Annotated in this window: 22 protein-coding genes and 1 tRNA gene; 10 read left to right on the top strand and 13 right to left on the bottom strand. The window is 36.7% G+C overall.

From position 1 onward, the window contains the following. Positions 1–152: 152 nt before the first annotated feature. The 12 genes from DWY37_RS15115 to dnaA form a co-directional block, all read right to left on the bottom strand. Positions 153–240 (bottom strand) — tRNA-Ser (locus DWY37_RS15115). A 126-nt stretch (positions 241–366) separates the two neighbouring features. Then, the gene (locus DWY37_RS15110) at positions 367–924 is read right to left on the bottom strand and encodes a Fe-S-containing hydro-lyase (RefSeq protein ID WP_118542358.1); all 558 of its coding nucleotides are present in this window, start codon (positions 922–924) and stop codon (positions 367–369) included. A gap of 60 nt (positions 925–984) precedes the next feature. Further along, entirely contained in the window at positions 985–1497 is a 513-nt protein-coding gene (locus DWY37_RS15105) for a GNAT family N-acetyltransferase (RefSeq protein WP_118542356.1), read from the bottom strand. 1 nt (position 1498) lies between these two features. Continuing rightward, positions 1499–2344: a fumarate hydratase gene (locus DWY37_RS15100; protein WP_118057783.1), complete on the bottom strand. Its 846-nt coding sequence runs from the start codon at positions 2342–2344 to the stop codon at positions 1499–1501. Positions 2345–2355: 11 nt separating this feature from the next. Next, complete coding sequence (locus DWY37_RS15095; RefSeq protein ID WP_147403603.1) at positions 2356–2820, bottom strand: hypothetical protein; 465 nt, start codon at positions 2818–2820, stop codon at positions 2356–2358. A gap of 42 nt (positions 2821–2862) precedes the next feature. Then, complete coding sequence (locus tag DWY37_RS15090) at positions 2863–3666, bottom strand: putative ABC transporter permease (protein WP_118057781.1); 804 nt, start codon at positions 3664–3666, stop codon at positions 2863–2865. A 74-nt stretch (positions 3667–3740) separates the two neighbouring features. Then, positions 3741–6335, bottom strand: coding sequence for a DNA gyrase subunit A (gene gyrA, locus DWY37_RS15085; protein WP_118542354.1), 2595 nt, complete (start codon positions 6333–6335; stop codon positions 3741–3743). A 12-nt stretch (positions 6336–6347) separates the two neighbouring features. After that, the gene (gene gyrB, locus DWY37_RS15080) at positions 6348–8264 is read right to left on the bottom strand and encodes a DNA topoisomerase (ATP-hydrolyzing) subunit B (protein ID WP_118542352.1); all 1917 of its coding nucleotides are present in this window, start codon (positions 8262–8264) and stop codon (positions 6348–6350) included. Positions 8265–8291: 27 nt separating this feature from the next. Further along, the gene (recF, locus tag DWY37_RS15075) at positions 8292–9383 is read right to left on the bottom strand and encodes a DNA replication/repair protein RecF (RefSeq protein WP_118544576.1); all 1092 of its coding nucleotides are present in this window, start codon (positions 9381–9383) and stop codon (positions 8292–8294) included. Then, positions 9380–9589 (bottom strand): RNA-binding S4 domain-containing protein, encoded by a 210-nt coding sequence (locus tag DWY37_RS15070; RefSeq protein ID WP_022242292.1) that lies wholly within the window; start codon positions 9587–9589, stop codon positions 9380–9382. Before DWY37_RS15070 ends, recF begins: the two co-directional genes overlap by 4 nt. Before the next feature lie 29 nt (positions 9590–9618). Further along, the gene (gene dnaN, locus DWY37_RS15065) at positions 9619–10731 is read right to left on the bottom strand and encodes a DNA polymerase III subunit beta (RefSeq protein ID WP_117699187.1); all 1113 of its coding nucleotides are present in this window, start codon (positions 10729–10731) and stop codon (positions 9619–9621) included. Positions 10732–11003: 272 nt separating this feature from the next. Next, complete coding sequence (gene dnaA / locus DWY37_RS15060) at positions 11004–12353, bottom strand: chromosomal replication initiator protein DnaA (RefSeq protein WP_117699376.1); 1350 nt, start codon at positions 12351–12353, stop codon at positions 11004–11006. A gap of 478 nt (positions 12354–12831) precedes the next feature. Between dnaA and rpmH the strand changes: the two genes are divergently transcribed. The 8 genes from rpmH to rsmG all read left to right on the top strand — a co-directional run bounded on the left by rpmH (position 12832) and on the right by rsmG (position 19689). Beyond that, on the top strand, positions 12832–12975 hold the full coding sequence (gene rpmH / locus DWY37_RS15055) for a 50S ribosomal protein L34 (RefSeq protein ID WP_022242295.1): 144 nt from the start codon (positions 12832–12834) through the stop codon (positions 12973–12975). Between the two features lie 57 nt (positions 12976–13032). Then, positions 13033–13356 (top strand): ribonuclease P protein component, encoded by a 324-nt coding sequence (rnpA, locus tag DWY37_RS15050; RefSeq protein WP_022242296.1) that lies wholly within the window; start codon positions 13033–13035, stop codon positions 13354–13356. Between the two features lie 24 nt (positions 13357–13380). After that, positions 13381–13596: a membrane protein insertion efficiency factor YidD gene (gene yidD / locus DWY37_RS15045; protein WP_022242297.1), complete on the top strand. Its 216-nt coding sequence runs from the start codon at positions 13381–13383 to the stop codon at positions 13594–13596. A 16-nt stretch (positions 13597–13612) separates the two neighbouring features. Continuing rightward, on the top strand, positions 13613–14884 hold the full coding sequence (locus DWY37_RS15040) for a YidC/Oxa1 family membrane protein insertase (RefSeq protein WP_199534384.1): 1272 nt from the start codon (positions 13613–13615) through the stop codon (positions 14882–14884). 15 nt (positions 14885–14899) lie between these two features. Continuing rightward, on the top strand, positions 14900–15523 hold the full coding sequence (gene jag / locus DWY37_RS15035) for an RNA-binding cell elongation regulator Jag/EloR (RefSeq protein WP_022242299.1): 624 nt from the start codon (positions 14900–14902) through the stop codon (positions 15521–15523). A 119-nt stretch (positions 15524–15642) separates the two neighbouring features. Further along, on the top strand, positions 15643–17028 hold the full coding sequence (gene mnmE / locus DWY37_RS15030) for a tRNA uridine-5-carboxymethylaminomethyl(34) synthesis GTPase MnmE (protein ID WP_118544575.1): 1386 nt from the start codon (positions 15643–15645) through the stop codon (positions 17026–17028). A 30-nt stretch (positions 17029–17058) separates the two neighbouring features. Beyond that, positions 17059–18936, top strand: a complete 1878-nt coding sequence (mnmG, locus tag DWY37_RS15025) for a tRNA uridine-5-carboxymethylaminomethyl(34) synthesis enzyme MnmG (RefSeq protein WP_118542404.1) — start codon at positions 17059–17061, stop codon at positions 18934–18936. Positions 18937–18966: 30 nt separating this feature from the next. Next, positions 18967–19689: a 16S rRNA (guanine(527)-N(7))-methyltransferase RsmG gene (rsmG, locus tag DWY37_RS15020; RefSeq protein ID WP_118542406.1), complete on the top strand. Its 723-nt coding sequence runs from the start codon at positions 18967–18969 to the stop codon at positions 19687–19689. A gap of 150 nt (positions 19690–19839) precedes the next feature. On the opposite strand, the gene DWY37_RS15015 is transcribed toward rsmG, so the two are convergent. Then, entirely contained in the window at positions 19840–20784 is a 945-nt protein-coding gene (locus tag DWY37_RS15015) for an alpha/beta fold hydrolase (RefSeq protein WP_118542408.1), read from the bottom strand. Between the two features lie 98 nt (positions 20785–20882). On the opposite strand from DWY37_RS15015, the gene DWY37_RS15010 reads away from it, so the two are divergent. Next, positions 20883–21971: a sensor histidine kinase gene (locus DWY37_RS15010; protein WP_118558558.1), complete on the top strand. Its 1089-nt coding sequence runs from the start codon at positions 20883–20885 to the stop codon at positions 21969–21971. After that, positions 21952–22605, top strand: a complete 654-nt coding sequence (locus DWY37_RS15005) for a response regulator (protein WP_118544573.1) — start codon at positions 21952–21954, stop codon at positions 22603–22605. The genes DWY37_RS15010 and DWY37_RS15005 overlap by 20 nt, the downstream gene beginning before the upstream one ends. Positions 22606–22739 lie beyond the last annotated feature (134 nt).

Genomic DNA, 22739 nt, shown 5'->3' with positions numbered 1-22739 from the left:
TTTTTCTCAAAATCTTTCAAGGTTATTTCACTGTTCAGTTATCAAGGTTCTTTATTGTATCTCTCAGACACAACTCATTTAGTATAACATCCTATTTCTTATCTGTCAACAACTTTTTCCAAAAAAAATAATTTCTTTATTCTTGGAAAAAGCGGAGAAAGAGGGATTTGAACCCTCGCGCCGGTTGCCCGACCTACACCCTTAGCAGGGGCGCCTCTTCAGCCTCTTGAGTATTTCTCCATATCTGAACTTTCCAAATAAATATGATGTTGTCTGCGTACATGACGCATAGATAATAATACTAAAACTATTTCACTTTGTCAATCACAAATTCAAATTATTTTTCACTTATTTTTTTAGAGCATTTTAAAGCTGGATTTTCTTATATTTTTCTATTGCTGTTTCATAGAGGTTGTTGCCATCTCTGTCTATCACAACTATTACCGGGAAGTCTTTTACTTCCAGCTTGCGGATGGCTTCCGCTCCCAAATCTTCATAACAGACAATTTCTGATTTGGTAATACATTTAGAAAGAAGTGCGCCTGCCCCGCCGATTGCTGCAAAGTATACTGCTTTATTACGGATGATGGCATCTATGACTTCTTTGGAACGTTTTCCTTTTCCAATCATTGCCTTTTCACCCAAATCCAATAGGGTTGGTGCATACTTATCCATACGGGTTGCAGTGGTCGGACCTGCGGAACCGATTGGTCTTCCCTCTCTTGCCGGTGATGGTCCCATATAATAGATTGTGGAATCTACAATGTCTATCGGAAGTTCTTCTCCTCTTTCTAAGACTTCCATCATTCTCTTGTGGGCTGCATCTCTTGCTACATAAATCGTTCCTGTTATGTATACATAATCTCCTGCATGAAGCTCTGATGTCTTTTCTTCTGTTATCGGTGTTGTAATATATTTATCCATTCTATCACCTGTTCTTTCTATAATAAATAATGATATTTACCAGCTTTTATAATAAATCTATTATAATGCCTTTTCGTAGCACCACCAGTTTTCTCCATAAAGATCCGATTCACCACATTTTGTAAAATTCAATTTCTGATAGGAACGCATTGCCCGTTCATTTGTCTTACTTACCAGAAAATGCACACCTTTCATGCCACTTTTTTTTAATTCTTCCATGGTCTTTTGAATCATAATGCGTGCCAGTCCATGATTCTGTTCTGTCTCTCTTATGACAAGACGAGCCAGCTCCGCAGATGGTTCTAACTGCTTCGACCAGCAGGTTAATGCATTTACTTCCGTATCTTCATCAATTGAAATTGCTCCGGCTATTTTATGGGCATTATCTTCTATTATAAATAATGCCTGATTTGCAAAATCTTTTGCAATGGTCTCCCGGCTTGGATATGTTTCATCCCAGGTGCAGCCTTCTGTTCCCATTACACTCTGGTATAAAGACAGTATTTCTTCTGTATTTTCCGGATGTGCCATTTTAAAATGATATTCTTTTCCTTCTATTACAATTGTGTTCATTTTAAATCTCCCTTACCACATGTCTGTTTACATGACAGCAGATGTTCACTGCCACCGGAAGTCCTGCGATATGTGTCGGGTATGTATTGATGTTTACCTTTAAAGCTGTAGTTGTTCCACCTAATCCGCCCGGTCCGATGCCTAACTTATTAATTTTATCTAACATTTCTATTTCCAGATTTTTTACATAAGGTATTTCAGAATAGGAATCTACGCTTCTGGTTAATGCTTTTTTTGCAAGAATCGCACATTTTTCAAAGGTGCCTCCGATTCCAACGCCTACTACCATTGGCGGGCAGGCATTTGGACCTGCATCAGCTACTGCAGTCATGATGGCATTTTTAACACCTTCGATTCCTTCTGCAGGCTTCAACATGAAGACGCGGCTCATATTTTCACTGCCGAATCCCTTTGGTGCAACAGTCATTTTCACTTTATCGCCTGGCACAATGGAATAATGTATAACTGCCGGAGTATTATCTTTGGTATTTTCACGAATCAGTGGGTCTTTTACGACGGATTTCCGAAGATATCCTTCCACATATCCCTGACGCACTCCTTCATTAATGGCATCTTCTATAGCATCACCTTCAAAATGAACATCCTGTCCAACTTCAATAAATACCACTGCCATTCCGGTATCCTGACAAATCGGAATCTGCTCTTTATCTGCAATTTCAAGATTATCCTGTAACTGATTTAATATTTTCTGTCCTAGTTCAGATTCTTCCGTTGCAGCCGCATTTTTCATTGCTGCATCCATATCCCTGGATAAATAATAATTTGCTTCAATGCACATTTCTTTGATATTTTCTGTTATTTCACTTGTTTTTACTGTTCTTATCATTTCTGTCTCCTTTAATGCATCTGTACTTCCGGTAAAATCTCATCGATATCCATATAGTATTTTTTAAAATTATCCGGTCTTGTATAAATTTTTACCATATTATTTTTCATCATTCCCGCCGGATAAAAGAAAATGTTGCGGCTGTGAAATGTATGAATGCAACCATTTATATCCTGATATCTGGCATATATCACATAAGGGCATCTGCCATTTACGTTTACATTATAATTCATATCTATATTTGAAATTTCTGCCATAATGTAATAGCCGTTATCTACAATTTTCTTTAAGCTGCTTTTATTATTGTAATGCAATATCAAAAAAATGACACCAATCAGAAAAAAGAAAAGTCCGGTTCCGCCAAAGATGAGTCCTAACATTTTAAAGGCTTCCTCTTTACCGGACTGTGTCAGAAAAAGGATTCCCATTATTAAAAAGACAGAACCCAGCCCTGCAAATATCCATCCTATTATCATGATTGCGCTTATCCCTGTTTTTATTTTCGGTTTCATATTTTCCTACTTTCTTATATTGATTTTCTTTAATTTCTGCAAAATCTCGTTATGATGTTTTGATTTCATATCCGGGAATGCTTTCATCAGACGGCTGGATACTGCATTCTTTTTGGATAAAAGTTCATCATATTTATGACGCAGATTTTCGAGTTTTTCTATCTTTTCTGCATGCCCTTCTTTAAATTCTGCAGATTTTTCCAGTGCTTCTTCTACATTTTCATAAATATTTTCACCAATCTGGTTGGACAATACTTTAATTTTTGCTGCAATATCATCCATTACCTTTAACCTGCGGTTGAACTTCACAATAGTAGATACCGTTACTACTACGTCAATGGCAAATCCGGTCATTATAATTATAAGTAATACCACCCCCACAATATGCGGTATCAGATGAATGAATCCGTAAATAATCGGATGAATAATCAACATAATAAAGGTACATGCCAATCCCCAGAAAATTGAAAATTTCAGACATACATATCCCATTATATTAAAGGGTTTATCCGAGTAATCCCACCATTTATTATGAAATACTTTTTCCATTACGAATCCTGTTATAAATTCCAGAACTGATGTCAATAGGAAGGAACCTAAATATAATATCAGTAAATTTTTCTTTAATGGTGTCAGTAACACAACCACGATTAATACTCCACATCCGTAAATTGGACAGTATGGTCCGTTCAAAAATCCTCTGTTTACAAAGATTCCCCTATCCAATGCTGCATATGATACTTCGCTGCACCATCCAATAAATGCATAAATAATAAAAATCCATAGTACTTCATAAAATGTCTGTGGCATCTTTAATCCCCCATTATTTTTTGAAAGGGCGAAATCATGATACAGTGATTCCGCCCTCTTTTTTATAAAGTTTTTTATTCTTCTTCGCTATCCTGCTCTGCGCGGTTAATTAATTCACCAAGCTCCTTGGATATCAGCTCTTCCTCCGATGCTGATGCATCTTCATCTTCTTCTACAATAACACCTTCTGGCTGTTTCGGCTCCGGAATATCATTTTCCATAATGGATTTATCTTCTTTTACCTTAGCCATGCTGGCTACAGTTACTCCGTCATTTACATTAATCAGTTTTACTCCGGATGTTACTCTGCCCAAAAGTGCTGTTCCATTTACCGGAATCCGAATGATGATTCCTTCTGTGGTAATCAGCATTATTTCGTTATCCTGATTTACGGCTTTGACACCGATGATATTACCGGTCTTCTCGGTAATCTTGTAGCACTTCACGCCTTTACCGCCACGGTTCTGTGGTGAGAATTCAGACATCAGGGTGCATTTTCCAAGACCTTTTTCAGATACAATCATCAGTGCATCACCCTGGGTATTTAACTGCATTCCTACGACTTCATCGCTGTCTGCTAAATTCATACCGATAACACCCATGGATACACGACCAGTGCTTCTTACATCTGTTTCATGGAAACGGATACACTGGCCATATTTAGTTACTAAGATGATATCTTTATTGTTATCTGTCTTCTTTACTTCAATCAGTTCATCATCATCACGAAGGTTGATTGCTGCAAGTCCTGTCTTACGGACATTTGCATATTCGCAGATTAGTGTCTTCTTCACAATACCATTCTTGGTTGCCATAAAGAGGTATTCACCTTCTTTGTATTCCTTAATCGGAATAACTGCGGTGATTTTCTCACCCGGCTGAAGCTGAAGCAGATTAATAATCGCAGTTCCTCTGGCTGTTCTTCCTGCCTCCGGAATCTCGTATGCTTTCATACGATATACTTTTCCGCTGTTGGTAAAGAACATCAGATAATGATGGGAGGTTGTCATGAGAAGTTCTTCGATATAATCGTTCTCAATGGTCTCCATTCCCTTAATTCCTTTACCACCACGATGCTGGCTGCGGAAATTATCTACGCTCATGCGCTTGATATATCCTAATTTTGTCATGGTGATTACCGTATTGGTTACCGGAATCAGATCTTCCATGGAAATGTCATATTCGTCAAATCCGATAGATGTTCTTCTTTCGTCTCCATATTTATCTGCAATCAGAAGAATTTCTTCTCTGATGACACCAAGAAGTTTCTTCTCATCTGCAAGGATTGCTTTTAATTCTGCGATTCTTGCTACTAATTCCTTATATTCATTTTCAATCTTCTCACGTTCCAGACCGGTCAGTGCACGCAGACGCATATCTACAATAGCCTGTGCCTGTGCATCGCTGAGTCCGAAGCGGTTCATTAATTTTTCTTTTGCTTCCGGTGTTGTCTTGCTTCCACGGATAATGGAAATCACTTCATCAATATGATCTAATGCTATCAGTAAGCCTTCTAAAAGATGAGCTCTCTCTTCTGCCTTATTTAAATCATATTTCGTTCTTCTTGTTACTACTTCCTTCTGATGCATCAGATAGTAGTTTAACATATCAAGAAGATTTAAGACTTTCGGCTGATTGTTTACCAATGCCAGCATAATAACACCAAAGGTATCCTGTAACTGGGTATGCTTATATAAAAGGTTTAAGACTACGTTTGGATTTACATCACGACGCAGCTCAATACATATTCTCATACCCTGACGATCTGATTCATCACGTAAATCGGTGATTCCGTCAATTTTTTTATCTCTTACTAATTCTGCAATCTTTTCGATGAGGCGGGCTTTATTTACCATATATGGAAGTTCCGTTACAATAATACGGTTCTTTCCATTATTCATCGGCTCAATATTGGTAACTGCACGAACACGAATCTTTCCACGACCGGTACGGTATGCTTCGTTGATTCCGGTTGTACCAAGAATCATTCCACCGGTTGGAAAATCAGGTCCTTTTACAATATCTAATAACTCTTCAATATCGGTTCCACGATCCTGCTCTACTTCATTATCAATGATTTTTACTACTGCATTGATAACTTCTCTTAAGTTATGTGGCGGAATATTGGTTGCCATACCTACCGCAATACCGGTTGTACCATTTACTAAAAGATTTGGAAATCTTGATGGCAGTACAACAGGCTCTTTCTCGGTCTCATCAAAGTTTGGCATGAAATCAACGGTATCTTTATTAATATCAGCAAGCATTTCCATGGAAATCTTTGAAAGTCTTGCTTCCGTATATCGCATTGCCGCAGCCCCATCACCGTCTACAGAACCGAAGTTACCATGACCATCTACCAATGGATATCTGGTAGACCAGTCCTGTGCCATATTTACTAATGCTCCATAGATTGAACTGTCTCCGTGTGGGTGATATTTACCCATGGTATCTCCGACGATACGGGCACATTTTCTATGTGGCTTATCCGGACCGTTATTCAACTCTATCATGGAAAACAGTACACGTCTCTGTACCGGTTTCAGACCATCCCTTACATCCGGCAAAGCCCGGGCTGCAATTACACTCATGGCATAGTCTATATAAGATGTTTCCATCGTTTTCTTTAAGTCTACGTCATGTATCTGGTCAAATATCTTGTCATCCATCTATTTTTCCTCCTAGATATCCAGGTTCTGGACATACTTCGCATTTGCTTCAATAAAATCACGTCTTGGTTCTACTTTATCACCCATTAAGGTGTTGAATGTTACATCAATTTCAGATGCTTCTTCTTCATCCATTACAACACGGCGTAAAATTCTCTTCTCAGGATCCATGGTTGTCTCCCAGAGCTGCTCGGCATCCATTTCTCCTAATCCCTTGTATCGCTGAATCTTGTTATTGCCGTCTCTTCCAATCTCTTTTAAGATATTATTGAGCTGTTCATCGCTGTAGGCATACCAGACATTTTTATTTTTCTCAATCTTATAAAGTGGAGGCTGTGCCAGATATACATAGCCCTGTTTGATTAATTCCGGCATGAAACGATAAATGAAAGTAAGCATCAGGGTACTGATATGGGCACCATCCACATCGGCATCGGTCATGATAATAATCTTATGATATCTTAATTTACTGATATTAAAATCTTCATGAATACCGGTACCAAATGCAGTAATCATGGCTTTAATCTCAGCATTTCCGTAAATTTTATCAAGTCTTGCTTTCTCTACATTCAAAATCTTTCCACGAAGTGGAAGAATTGCCTGGGTTGCACGGCTTCTTGCAGTCTTTGCGGAACCGCCGGCGGAATCTCCCTCGACGATGAAAATTTCGCAGTTTTTCGGATCTTTATCAGAACAGTCTGCTAATTTTCCAGGAAGTGAGGTTCCTTCTAATGCAGTCTTTCTTCTGGTTAAATCTCTTGCTTTTCTCGCTGCCTCTCTTGCACGCTGTGCCAGAAGTGATTTTTCACAAATGGTCTTTGCAACCTGAGGATTCTGCTCTAAAAAGTATGTAAGCTGCTCACTTACTACGCTGTCTACGGCTCCTCTTGCTTCACTGTTACCAAGCTTCTGCTTGGTCTGTCCCTCAAACTGAGGCTCTTCAATCTTAATACTTACAATAGCAGTTAAACCTTCACGGATATCATCACCGTAAAGTGCCGGCTCAGAATCCTTTAAAATCTTATTTGCCCGCGCATATTCATTAAAAGTTTTGGTAAGCGCATTACGGAAACCTGCCAGATGTGTTCCACCCTCCGGCGTGATGATGTTATTGACAAAGCTGTACGTAGCTTCGTTATATGCATCGTTATGCTGCATAGCAACTTCAACAAGAACCCCGTTTTTCTCACCTTCACAATAAATAACCTCCGGATACAATGCTTCCTTGCTCTTATTTAAGTAAGTTACAAATTCCTTAATACCGCCTTCATAATGGAATACCCGTTCTTTTACAGGCTCTTCCCTGTCATCACGAAGTGTAATCCTAAGATTCTTTGTCAGGAATGCAGTCTCTCTTAAACGCTGCTTTAATGTATCAAAATCATATACGGTTTCTTCGAAAATGCTTCCGTCCGGAGAAAAGGTTACAGTAGTACCGGTTTTATTTATATCACATTTTCCGACTTCCTTCAGTGGATACATGGTATGTCCACGTTCATAACGTTGTTTATAAATCTTTCCATCGTGGAAAATCTGTACTTCCAGCCAGTTAGAAAGTGCATTTACAACGGATGCTCCTACACCATGTAATCCACCGGATACCTTATATCCTCCACCGCCGAATTTTCCGCCGGCATGCAATACAGTAAATACTACTTCTACCGCAGGAATACCTGCTTTGTGGTTAATTCCTACCGGAATTCCACGTCCGTCATCTTCTACGGTAATGGAATTGTCTTTATTAATCGTAACGATAATATGGGTACAATAACCTGCCAGTGCTTCGTCGACAGAGTTATCCACAATTTCATATACCAGATGGTGAAGTCCTCTCACAGAGGTACTTCCAATATACATTCCAGGTCTCTTTCTTACTGCTTCCAAACCTTCCAAAATCTGAATTTGGTCTGCTCCGTATTCCGTACTCATCTGTATTCCTCCTATTCACGGATTATTTTACATTTCATTTTTTTCACTTACTGTTCCGCTTATGACTTCAAATATTTTATCAATCTGGAAGCGGTTTCTTACAAATTCATCCAGACCGGTACAGGTAATGACCGTCTGAATATCATGTATACTGTTAAGCAGATAATTCTGCCTGTTACTGTCCAGTTCGGAAAGTACATCATCTAAAAGAAGTACCGGTGTATCATGAATACATCTTTTCACCAGCTCTATCTCTGATAATTTCAGTGATAAAGCAGAAGTTCTCTGCTGTCCCTGGGAACCGAATTTACGGATATCGATATCTCCGATAAAAAAGGAAATATCATCTCTGTGGGGTCCCACGGAGGTACTGCAGTATTTTCTGTCCTTTTCCTTAGCCCGGTTTAATTCATCTTCAAAAAAAGCTTCTTCGATATCCGGCTCATACGTCAGCGTCAGCTGCTCCCTGCCACCGGAAATGCTTTCATGGATGCCCCGGACAATTTCATTTAATTCTTCTACAAATCTCCGGCGCCGGCTGATAATCCGCCTGCCGTAAGAAATGAGCTGCATATCCCACACGGATAACGTATTTTCCAAATCCGGATGAAATACCATATCTTTTAACAGCTTATTGCGCTGATTTAAAACTTTATTATACTTGGTTAAATCAGAAAGATAAATTTTATCCAGCTGGCAGATTTCCGAATCTAAAAATCTTCTGCGCTCGGAAGGACCATTTTTGATAATATTTAAATCCTCCGGTGAGAAAAATACCATATTCAGCACACCGAAAAGCTCACTTGCCTTGCGGATTGGCACACCATTAATGGCAATTCCCTTGGAACGGTTCTTCTTCAGATGCATATCAATCTGATAACTCATCTGATTTTTTTCTACCATAGTACGGATATGTGCCTCATTTTCACCAAAACGAATCATTTCTTTATCGCGGTTTCCCTTATGGGATTTCGTTGTTCCGCTGACATAAATGGATTCTAATATATTGGTCTTTCCCTGGGCATTGTCCCCATATAAAATATTGGTTCCACCGTCAAGATTCAGATTTAACTCTTCATAATTACGGAAATTCTTAAGTTCAATGGACTTTATTATCATTTTACAATCTTTATGGTTTCGCCCAAAGCTTCCACTACATCTCCATCATATAATTTCTTGCCACGCTGTACTTCAACTTCTCCATTTACCTTAACTTTTTCATCTAATATTACAAGCTTGGCAGTGACTCCGGAGTCTACGACTCCGGCAGCTTTTAACGCCTGTCCCAGCTTAATATATTCATCCCGCAGCTTAATTTCCTGCATGATTGCCTCTCTTCCTGCCTCTGCAAATCCTAGTTTGCAGCTGCATTAAAGTTTACCGGAAGAATCAGATAGATAAAGGTCTCATTTTCATCCCGGATAAAACATGGTGCCTTTGGATTTACCATATAAAGGGTTACTTCTTCTTCATCAATGACACGAAGGGCATCGATAAAGAATTTCGGATTGAATCCAATTAAAATATCTTTTCCATCTTTGGTAATATCAATTTCTTCATTCATGGAACCAATGAAAGAATTGATTTTTAATTCCATCTTATCATCTGTTATATTCATGATAATCGGCTTCTTATCTCCCTCTTTTACTAAAAGGGTAGCACGGTCGATACAGTCTAATAATTCACGTTTGTTAATCTTAACCTTTGTCTCATAATCAGAAGAAAGCATCTGTTCAATCTTAAAATACTCGCCTTCAATCAGACGGGAAACAACGGTGGTATTGCCAAATTCAAATACAATATGGTTGTCTGATAAATACATGCTGACATCTTCGTCAGCATTTCCCGGGAGAATCTTGCTGATTTCCTGTAAAGTCTTTCCAGGAACAACCACTTTCTTATGCTCATAATTATTTTTCAGTTCTATATTACGGATTGAAATACGGTGGCCATCCAGTGATACAACCTTTAAGCTGTTCTCATTGATTTCAAATAATTCTCCTGTCATCAGCTTATTATTATCATTATCTGCAATAGAAAAGATTGTCTGGCGGATTACTTCTTTTAAAGTAAACTGTGAAATGCTGATTTCTTCATTTCTTTCAATATATGGAATATAAGAAAAATCTTCACCGGATTTTCCAATGATATTGAATTTTGCTTTTTCACAGGTAATGGTTGTCTTAAAGGAAGAGTCTGTTTCGATTACAACTTCATTGTCAGGAAGCTTTCTTACGATATCAGAAAAAACTTTTGCATCTAATGCGATAATTCCTCTTTCTTCAATCTCTCCTTCTATTTTTGTTTCGATTCCAAGTTCCATATCATTGGCAGTTAATTTAATCTCACCGGCAGAAGCATCTATTAAGATACATTCTAAGATAGCCATGGTCGTTCTGGTTGGTACGGCTTTGGAAACAATGTTTACACCATAAAGTAAATTTGATTTTGAACAGATGATTTTCATGTTGTTCATAACTCCTTTCGACATATATAAATATAATATTTAAAAAGAAATTAAACGTCTTATTCTTAGGGGATGTTAATAAGTGAATAACCTCTGCAACCCTTAATTCATAAGCATTTAAAAGAATTTTGTTACTGTATAACCTGTTTAAATGACTGAGGATTGTGTCTTAATAAAAAGTGAATAAATTTTTATGTAAAGTTAACATAATTAGTTATCCAAAGCCATTCCACAGCTAGTTCACAAATTATAAACAGAACCCTGTGCATAAATTAATTTGGGTTAATTTTTTTCTTAATGGTATTTAAGAGATTTACGGTTGCTTCATTAGTCTGTAATTCAGCTTCTACCTTATTAATACCATGAATTACGGTAGAATGATCTCTTCCTCCTAAGAGTTCTCCAATATTTTCTAAGGAAACCCCAGTCATATTTTTGCAAAGATACATGGCAATCTGTCTCGGCTTTGCAATATCGTTGCTGCGGCTTTTAGAAATCATCTGCTCTTTTGTAATATGGAAATGTTCGCATACCACATCAATAATAAGCTGTGGAGTAATCTCCCTCGGCTTGTCCGGAGAAATAATATTCTGAAGCTCTTTCATGGCTACTTCCATGGTAATCTCAGTCTGTTCAAGATTGGAGTAGGCAAGCAGTTTATTTAAAGCACCTTCCAGTTCCCTGATATTAGACTTAATATTAGTAGCAATGTATTTTAAAATTTCATCATCTAAATGGAAATTATCCATTTCTTCTTTTCTTCGCAGAATTGCCATTCTGGTTTCATAATCCGGAGAACCGATGTCAGCAGTCAGACCGCATTCAAAACGGGAGCGGATACGTTCTTCTAATGTTTCCATATCCTTTGGCGGCTTATCAGAAGAAATAACAATCTGTTTCTTAGCAAGATAAAGCTCATTAAAGGTATGGAAAAATTCTTCCTGTGTACTTTCTTTTCCTATAATAAACTGGATATCGTCGATTAAAAGTACATCGATATTACGATATTTCTCACGGAATTTTGTCATAGCTGTATTATTGCCATTTCGGATGGCTTCAATCAGTTCATTGGTAAAAGTTTCCGAAGAAACGTATAAAATCTTCACATCTGGATTATTGGACTGGATAAAATGTGCGATGGAATGCATCAAATGCGTTTTACCAAGTCCTACGCCTCCATATAAAAAGAGTGGGTTATAGACTTCTCCCGGAGATTCTGCAACAGCCAGTGAAGCTGCATGAGCCAGTTTGTTATTATTTCCAACAACAAAAGTATCGAAGGTATAGTTTGGATTCAAACTGGATTTGTCAATACTTTCTGTATTTACGAAAGCCATCGGTTTCGGTGTACGCATGGATTTTGCCTGCTCCGGCAGTACAAATTCGATTTCGTAATCCTTTCCAATAATTTCAGCGACTGCTACTTTAATAGGAAGAGTGTATTTCTTGGTAATGTAGTTAAGCCCCATCTGTTCGTCCGGTACCAGTATGTATAAAGTATTGTCTTTGACATCAAATACCTTAAGTGGTTCCAACCAGGTTTTAAAAGAAATGTCAGTAAGTTCATGCTCTTCCTTGACAGTTCTTAAAATTTCTTCCCATTTTTCAATGATCTGTTCCATAAAAATCTCCATGTTTCTATTATTTAAGCTTTTTAAAGCTTCTCATATTTATAGCATTATATAGAATCCTGCTCTTTTAATAATAAACTAAATGGGGCAAATTATCAATGAGAACTTTTAAAGGTATAGGTGATAAGCCTAATGTTAATAAAGTGGATAAAAAAGCCTTTATTTTAGCGGAAAAAGCTATTCAAAATTAAGGCAAGGTCATTTTAACAACAAGTTATCCTTAAATTATCTACAGGTTATGAACAGGTTATGAACAATTGTGGATAACCTGTTCATAAAATTTTGATATATAAATTTGATGGTATGGAAGGAAGAAAATGGATACTAGATATAGATTAAAAATAGTTTCTTCCTTATATATATAGTAGTGTAAAAATTAATTACCGAAAAATGCAGGTTTTACTTGACTTGACAGGTTTTTTTGTTATAATTGTACTGATGTTTTCTAGCATAGAGGAGGTGGATTATTATGCATAAAGGTAAGATGACATTTCAGCCAAAAAACAGACAGAGAAATAAAGTTCATGGTTTTCGTAAAAGAATGAGTACAGCAGGCGGAAGAAAAGTATTGGCTGCAAGAAGATTAAAAGGAAGAAAGAAATTATCAGCATAGGCCACAACTTTTGTGGTCTTTTTCTTCTTATTACAAGACTTTTTTAAGGATTGAAAAATGGACTCATTGAAGAAAAACAAAGATTTCCAGAATGTATATCGCAATGGTAAGTCTTATGCGGACAAGTATCTGGTGATGTATGTTCTGGAAAATGGTTTGGAATCGAATCGAATTGGAATCTCCGTCAGTAAAAAAGTAGGAAATAGTGTAGTAAGACATCATCTGACGAGATTATTAAGAGAAAGTTATAGACTGCACGAAGAGATGTTTCATAGTGGTTGGGACATTGTAGTCATCGTAAGGGTGTCAGCAAAAAATGAAGGTTATCACAAGTTAAAGAGTTCATTGCTGCATCTTTCGAATCTTCATGGAATTATTTAAAGATAATATCGAAAAGAAGATGGAATGATTTTGAAAAAAATTTTAATTGCAATCATTAAATTTTATAGAAAATATCTTTCACCAATGAAAACAACAAAGTGCCCTTATTGCCCGACCTGTTCTACTTATGGTCTGATTGCCGTGGAAAAGTATGGTGCAGTAAAGGGGGGAGCACTGGCTCTCTGGAGGATATTAAGATGTAATCCTTTTTCAAAAGGCGGATATGACCCGGTTCCATGATTAGGAGGTACGTTAAGTGTCAGAAATCATTTTAACTCAGTACAATGGTAAGATTCTCGGACCGATTGCGAAGGTCTTAGGATGGATTATGAATGGAATCTATTATGTGCTGAACAGTTTGTTTGGAATAGAAAATATAGGACTTTGCATTATTATCTTAACTTTGATTATTTATGCATGTCTTTTTCCATTAACCTATAAACAGCAGAAGTTCTCAAAGCTTTCACAGAAGATGAATCCGGAGCTTCAGGCTATCCAGAAGAAATATAATGGCAAAAGAGACCAGGTTTCCATGCAGAAGATGCAGGAAGAGACACAGATGGTTTACCAGAAATATGGTGTTTCACCGACCGGAAGCTGTATCCAGATGTTAATCCAGATGCCGATTCTGTTTGCTTTATATCGTGTATTCTTAAATGTACCGGCATATGTACCAGCTGTAAAAGAGAAGTTTTCTGCTCTTGTTACAGAGATTATGTCTATTGACGGCTTTGCGGATAAGATGACAAGCTTTGTTGATAAAATTAAAATTGCAGGTTTATCTGTTGATTTTACTGCTACGGATACAAATGTTCTTCATAATTATATTGTTGATGTTTTATATAAGATGAATACTTCCGGATGGAGTGAGTTAACAAAAGTATTTGGTAATCTTACCAATCTGGATGCAACTGAGAAATCCTTAGAGAAGTTAAACTATTTCCTTGGTCTTAACATTTCAAACAGCCCATGGAATATTATGACAACAGGCTTTAAGTCAGGAGCTTATTTACTTGCAATCGGTGCATTACTGATTCCGGTTATTTCTTTCCTGACACAGAGATTAAATATTAAATTAATGCCTACCGCTTCTACCGGTGAAAATGATGCAATGGCACAGCAGATGAAAACCATGAATCTTATGATGCCATTATTCTCATTTGTAATGTGTTTCACTGTACCGGTTGGTCTTGGTATTTACTGGATTGCAAGTGCTCTTGTTCGTAGTATCCAGCAGTGGGGTATCAACAAACGTCTTGATAAGATGGACTGGGATGCTATTATGAAAGCTAATCAGGAAAAAGCAAAAGCAAAGCGTGAAAAGAAAATGGGTCTGATTGAAAATCAGATTGCTAATGCAGCAAAGATGAGTACAAAAGCAAATGTTATTGAATCAGGTACTATGACAAAAGAAGAAAAGGAAGAAGCTTTAGAGCATGCAGCAGAGGTAAGAAGTAATGCAAAAGCAGGAAGTCTTGCTTCTAAAGCTAACAGAGTACGTGAATTCAATGAAAGAAACAATAAATAGAGGGGGTAATATACAATGGAATTTATTGAAGTTTCAGCAAAAACAGTGGATGATGCAATTACAGAGGCTTCGATTAAGCTTGGAACTACCAGTGACAAGATTGAGGTAGAAGTTATTGAGAAGGGTTCTACCGGATTTCTTGGTATCAAGAGTAAACCTGCAATCATCAAGGCACGGAAGAAGAATGATACGGTAGATAATATCCGTGAGTTTTTGGAAAATGTATTTTCTGCTATGAATATGGAAGTTACCATTGATATTAAGAAAGCAGAAGATGATAAGGTCTATGAAGTAGAATTAAGCGGTAAAGAAATGGGACTGCTGATTGGCAAGAGAGGACAGACTTTAGATTCTCTTCAGTATCTTACAAATCTTGCTGTTAATAAACATTCGGATGGATATATCAAAGTTAAGCTTGATACCGAAGATTACCGCCAGAGAAGAAAAGATACTCTGGAAAATCTTGCAAAGAATATTGCATATAAGGTTAAGAGAACAAAACGTCCAGTATCTTTAGAGCCAATGAATCCATTTGAAAGAAGAGTGATTCATTCTGCATTGCAGGGTGACAGATATGTAGAAACCCACAGCGAGGGAGAAGAACCTTTCCGTCATGTAGTTGTTACATTAAAAAAATAATTTAAAAATTTTATAAGAAAATGATTTCATAAGAGTTATAAAATGATATAATTATACCGTTTTATAACTCTTATATATTACACAGATAATATAAGAATTCTTATATTAAGGAGATTTCTATGAAAACAGAGACTATTGCAGCAATTGCTTCCGCCATGACGAATTCAGGAATTGGAATCATCCGTATTAGTGGAGAAGATGCTTTTGATGTAATTGATAAGATATACCGGCCAAAAAAAGGAAACAAGCTTTTATCACAGTGCAAGAGTCATACGATTCATTATGGCCATATTTATGATGAAGATGAAATAATAGATGAAGTAATGGTTCTTCTGATGCGGGCACCGAACAGTTATACCAGAGAAGATACGGTAGAAATTGACTGCCATGGTGGAACTCTTGTGATGCGGCGTATTTTAGAAGTAGTACTGAAAAATGGAGCAAGACCTGCAGAACCGGGAGAGTTTACCAAGCGTGCATTTTTGAATGGGCGTATTGATTTAAGTCAGGCAGAATCTGTCATGGATGTCATTTCTTCAAAGAATGATTTTGCATTGAAAAGTTCCATGCAGCAGTTAAACGGAGCTCTTACAGGAAAAATCAAAGAAATTCGTGGTAAAATCATACATGAGATTGCATTTATTGAGTCTGCTTTAGATGATCCGGAGCATATCAGTATTGATGGATATGGAGAGAATCTTCTTATTATAATAGATGAACTGATGCATAAGATGAATCAGATGATTGTATCTTCGGAAAATGGCAGTCTTTTAAAAGAAGGCATTAATACGGTGATTGTCGGAAAGCCAAATGCCGGAAAATCTTCTTTATTAAATGTGCTGGTGGGAAGAGAGAGGGCAATTGTAACGGATATTGCCGGAACTACCAGAGATGTATTGGAAGAGCAGATTAATTTAAATGGCATAACACTTAATATTATGGATACGGCAGGAATCAGAAGTACTGAGGATGTGGTAGAGAAGATTGGTGTGGATAAAGCACTGTCCCTTGTGGATAAAGCTGATTTTATTATCTATGTAGTGGATACTTCTACTGCATTGGATGAAAATGACGAAAAGATTATAGATGCCATCCGGGAAAAGAAGGCCATTATTTTATTAAATAAATCTGATTTAACCCAGGTAACCGGAGAAGAAGAACTGAAAGAAAAATTATCCGGTGCAGATCATAAGATGATAGCTATTTCTGCAAAAGAAAATATTGGAATTGATGTATTAGAAGAGACCATTACGGAAATGTTTTTCCATGGAACGATTTCATTTAACGATGAAGTTTATATTACTAACATTAGACATAAAAACGCATTGATTCAGGCAGTAGAGAGCTTAAAGTTAGTAAAACAGAGTGTAGAAAATGGAATGCCGGAAGATTTTTATTCTATTGACCTTATGAATGCTTATGAAGAACTGGGTACTATTATCGGAGAAGCAGTAGAAGATGATCTGGTTAATGAGATTTTCAGTAAATTCTGTATGGGTAAATAATTATATTTAGATAGAAAGAAGGATAATGAAATGTCGGTAATCGAAGAGACATATGATGTGTGTGTGGTTGGAGCAGGCCATGCAGGTTGTGAAGCAGCACTTGCCTGTGCCAGAATGGGACTTGAAACCATTATATTTACAGTAAGTGTAGACAGTATTGCGATGATGCCTTGTAATCCTAACATTGGTGGAAGCTCCAAGGGACATCTGGTTCGTGAAATTGATGCTCTGGGTGGACAAATGGGAATTAATATTGATAAAACATTTATCCAGTCAAAGATGTTAAATAAATCAAAAGGTCCTGCAGTACATTCTCTTCGTGCCCAGGCAGATAAGGCAGCTTATAGCATGGAAATGCGGAAAACGCTGCAGTCTACCGAACATCTTACTATAAGACAGGCAGAAGTATCTGAAATTATCACGGAAGATAATAAGATTGCCGGTGTTAAGACATTTTCCGGAGCAATTTATCACAGTAAGGCTGTTGTATTGTGTACCGGAACTTATCTTCGGGCAAGATGTCTTTATGGAGATGTGATTAATTATACAGGACCGAATGGGTTACAGCCTGCTAATCATCTTACAGATTCTTTAAAAGCCCATGGAGTAGAAATGTTCCGCTTTAAGACAGGAACTCCGGCAAGAATGGATAAGAATAGTATTGATTTCAGTAAAATGACCGAGCAGACCGGCGATGAGAGAGTAGTACCATTTTCCTTTACTACAGACCCGGAAAGTGTTCAGATAGAGCAGGCATCCTGCTGGCTTACCTATACAAATCCGAAAACTCATGAGATTATTCGTGCAAATCTCGACCGTTCACCAATTTATGCTGGTGTTATTGAAGGAACGGGTCCTAGATATTGCCCCTCCATTGAGGATAAAGTGGTAAAATTCGCCGATAAGGAAAGACATCAGGTATTTTTGGAGCCGGAAGGCTTAAATACCAATGAAATGTATGTCGGTGGAATGAGCAGTTCCCTGCCAGAGGATGTTCAATATGAAATGTATCATACGGTTCCGGGACTGGAGCATGCGAAGATTGTAAGAAATGCATATGCTATTGAGTACGACTGTATCAATCCAAACCAGTTGTTACCTACGCTGGAGTTTAAGAATATCAAGGGATTGTTCAGCGGCGGCCAGTTTAACGGAAGTTCCGGTTATGAAGAAGCTGCAGCCCAGGGTATTGTTGCTGGAATCAATGCAGCTTTATATGTAAAAGAGAAGGAACAGCTTGTATTGCATCGTTCCGAGTCCTATATCGGAGTGTTAATTGATGATCTGGTTACAAAGGAGAATCATGAGCCATATCGGATGATGACATCCCGTGCCGAATATCGTCTGTTACTGCGCCAGGATAATGCAGACCTTCGTCTTAGTAAATATGGTTATCAGGTCGGACTCATTTCTCAGGAAAGATATGACTGGGTAGTAAAAAAAGAAAAATTAATTCAAGATGAAATAAACCGGGTAGAGTCAGTAACTATCGGTGCTAAAGAAAATGTGCAGAAACTATTGGAGGAATATGGAAGTACTCCTTTGAATACCGGAACCCGTCTTACCGAACTGATTCGCAGACCGGAACTGGATTATGAAAAACTTGCTCCAATTGATGAAGACAGACCGGAGCTTCCGGAAGAAGTACAGGAACAGGTTAATATTAATATTAAGTATGATGGATATATCAAACGTCAGATTAAACAGGTGGAGCATTTTAAAAAATTAGAAAATAAGAAAATTCCGGATGATTTTGATTATGATGCAGTAGACAGCCTTCGTATCGAAGCAAGACAGAAGTTAAAGCTTTATCGTCCGGTTTCTATTGGACAGGCTTCAAGAATTTCTGGTGTATCACCTGCAGATATTACGATGTTGTTAGTCTATATGGAACAGATAAAAAAATAGGAAGAATAATGAGAAGAACGAGGATATTTTATGGCATATGATTTTACAAAAATGAGAAATATTCTATCAGATTGGAATTTAGAACTTACTGCAGAGAAAGAGCAGCAGTTCCTGACTTTTTATGAAATGCTGGTAGAAAAGAATAAAGTAATGAATCTTACTGCAATCACAGAATTTGAGGATGTTGTGGAGAAACATTTTTTAGACAGTATTTCTCTTTGCCAGGTGATGGACTTAAAGAAGCCGCTTACTTTGTTGGATTTGGGAACCGGAGCCGGTTTTCCTGGAATCCCACTTAAGATTATGTTTCCGGAGCTTAAGATTACTCTGGCGGATTCCTTGAATAAAAGGTTATTATTCTTAAATGAAGTTATGGAAGCACTTAATCTGAAGGATATTGAAACGGTTCATGGAAGAGCAGAGGAGCTTTCTAAAAGAAAAGATTATCGGGAATCCTTTGATTTATGTGTTTCCAGAGCAGTTGCAAATTTATCCACGTTAAGTGAATATTGCCTACCATTTATCCACACAAGCGGCAAATTTATCTCTTATAAGTCTGGAGAGGTGGAAGATGAGCTGAAGGATGCAAAGAAGGCAGTTTTCGTGCTGGGCGGCGAGATAGAGGATGTAATTCACTTTACACTGCCGGATAGTGACATTAAACGTTCTTTTGTGGTAATTCATAAGGTTCATGCGACACCAAAAGCATATCCACGTAAGGCTGGAACTCCATCAAAAAGCCCTTTAAAGTAAAAATTAAAATTAGATTAAACTACGGGAAACATGATTGTTTTCTTCTTTTCTATTACAATTTTTCTCGATATTTGAGTAAATAAAAAGGATAACAAATTTTCGTTTGTTATCCTTTAAAGATTTATACGTTGTTTTCAATGACTGGTTTTATTATTGTAAGAACATTAAAACAATATCTTTAAATTTATCCGGCGTTTCAAGCTGGGGAAGATATCTGGAATTGGAAATGTAGGTTGCTTCAATATTCTTATTTAAGTGAAGATATTTTTCTGTAATAGCTACGGCATTATTTCTTTCTCTACTGGAAATGATGTAGAGATTGTCTGCTTTTTTCACAGCATTGGTGATATCAATATTGACATAATTTCCTTTGGTGCTGGCAAGCAGATATTTTCCGGCACTGTTTCCTTTGTGTGCAGATTCAAAGTAAGTATCTTCTAATTTGGATGAAAGGAATGTTTTCTTGAAGATATACTTACTTTCAATGTAATTGCGGATTCTCTTGTGATGCATAATCAGGTTATAGATAAAGGTACCAAGAATTGGAATCTCTAAAATAGTTTTGGCAGCCTTTGTTTCTTTTGTAGGCATCTCCCTGATGATATTGATGTCAGATGGATTAACCAGAATAATTTTTTTAAAGTTATGCGGCTCCATTGCCTGTGCCATAATGACGAAAGAAGAAGAAATACCAGTTACGACTATATTTGCCGCTTCTTTTACAATGTCGTGGATAAAATTATTAATTAACTGTACGTATAGGAAGTTGGTATAGGTAATACCTGGTTTCTCAGAACGGCCGCAGCCAAGCAGGTCGATAGTGTAGACGGTATGTTTCTTTTCCATGCGGTGTACAATCTTACTCCATTCTTTGGCGGAAGAAGCAGGATTCAGTTCATGAATCAGAACAACCGGAGTTCCTTTACCGGAAACAGTATAGAAGACGTCACCGTTTTTCCAGTGATACATATTTCCTTCTTCGGTAGTTAAAAGATTTTTTTGTCCTGCAGTATAATCTACAATTCTATTTATAATATACATGCCGGCAACAGCAGTAGTAGTGATGCCGATTACTTTTTTCAGGTTTCTGTTCATTGTAATTCCTCCCTAAAGTTTATGATACTTTTATTATAAACAAAAACATGCTGCTTTACAATTAAAATCATAGAATAAGACTTTTCAGATTGAAAAAAATGGTTTACAATTATTATGTATACCATATAAGAACATATGTTCTAGGAGGGGCTATGATTAGAGAATATCTGGAGAAAATTCAGAAGGAACTGATAGATCAAAAGAGAGAGACAGAAAAGAAAATTATTTCTTTAGAAAATACAGAAAAAGAAAATATAAAATTTATTGAACTTCTGGATGAAATAAATGATCCAAATTATGAAGCGTTTACTCCAAGAACAGTGAATGCCCGTAATAAGGAAAAAATTAATGAGCTGAAAGTACAGCAGAAAAATATTATCAAAGAAAAGTCTGAATTACAGAACAAGTTATATGATGTACAACGTCGTTTGGAAGAGTGTCAATCTATTATTCAATGTGAGAGGGAAAAGGAGACAATTGCCCAGCAATATCAGGAAGAAGATAATGCAGAATATAAGATTCAGTTATTAGAAGCACAGGAAATGGAGCGACAGCGCATTGCAAGAGATTTACATGATTCTACAGTACAGGATCTTACCAGTATGCTTCATAAGATAGAACTTTCTATGCGTGTAATGGATATGGATTCGCAGCGTTGTAAAATGGAATTATCAAATGTACTTGATAATATTCGCAATGTGATAAGCAATACAAGAAAAATGATATATAACCTCAGACCAATGTCAGTAGATGATATAGGAATAGATGTAACACTGAAACATGCTATTGCAAAAATAGAGCAGGAGTGGAACCGGAAGATAGAATATATTATAATAGGAAAACCGTTTCACGTGAAACCTGTTGTTGCATTGTCTTTATTAAGAATTATGCAGGAGGCATGCACGAATGCTTTGAAGTATGCTGATGCAAAAGAAATATGTGTTGTATTAGAATATACTGAAAATGATATTTCACTTGTAATTGAAGATGATGGTATTGGATTTAATACAAAAAAGAAAGTTGCAAAAACAAAAAATTCCGGTTTTGGTTTATCTATTATGAAAGAAAGAGTTCATCTTTTATCAGGTGAGATTCAAATAAAAAGTGAAGAAGGAGAGGGTACTACAATAAGTATTCGTGTACCAAACTTTGTCGAGGAGGAAGAAAATGAGCAAAGTGAAAGATAAAATAGAAATAATCATAGCAGATGATCATATGATGATTCGGGAAGGTTTGAAACAATTACTGGAACTGGATGGTACGATGAAAGTAATTGCAGAGGCAAATGATGGTGAAGAATGTCTGAATTTATTAAATAAGAAGATTCATCCAGATATACTTTTATTAGATATAAATATGCCTAAGAAAAATGGTATTGAAGTATTAGAATATATTAAACAGAATAAAATTCCAGTAAAGGTATTGATATTAACAGTTCACAATGAAGTCGAATATTTATTGAAAGCTGTTGATATCGGCATTGATGGATATTTATTAAAGGATTCCAGTTATGATGAATTAAAAGAAGCAATTGATGTTGTTATTTCCGGAAATACTTATATTCAACCAAGTCTTCTTCCTGCATTAAATGAAAGTATGGAAGATTATGCTTTAGATAAAGAAAAAATAGAATGGCTGACTAAGAGAGAACTAGATGTACTTCAATTGATTTCAAAAGGATGTAGCAATAAGAAAATATCTGATGAGTTGGCAATCAGTGAACGAACAGTAAAAAATCATATTTCCCATATATTTAGAAAAATAGATGTGGAAGATAGAACACAGGCTGCAGTATTTGCTATTCGAAATAAGATAAGTTAGAATAAATAGTAAATAATATACAACAAAATAGAGGTATTTTAATAAAATGTTTCACGTGAAACATTAGTAAAAGAACGTCCGTGAAACATAAAATAGATACAAGATTTAGTATGAATAAAAAAATAAGTCTACTA

The organism is Roseburia sp. AF25-13LB (genome assembly GCF_003478915.1).
GTDB classification, from domain to species: Bacteria; Bacillota; Clostridia; order Lachnospirales; family Lachnospiraceae; genus Roseburia_C; species Roseburia_C amylophila.
Note: the sequence above shows the minus strand (reverse complement) of the source record. Positions and strands in the feature narration are given on the sequence as shown.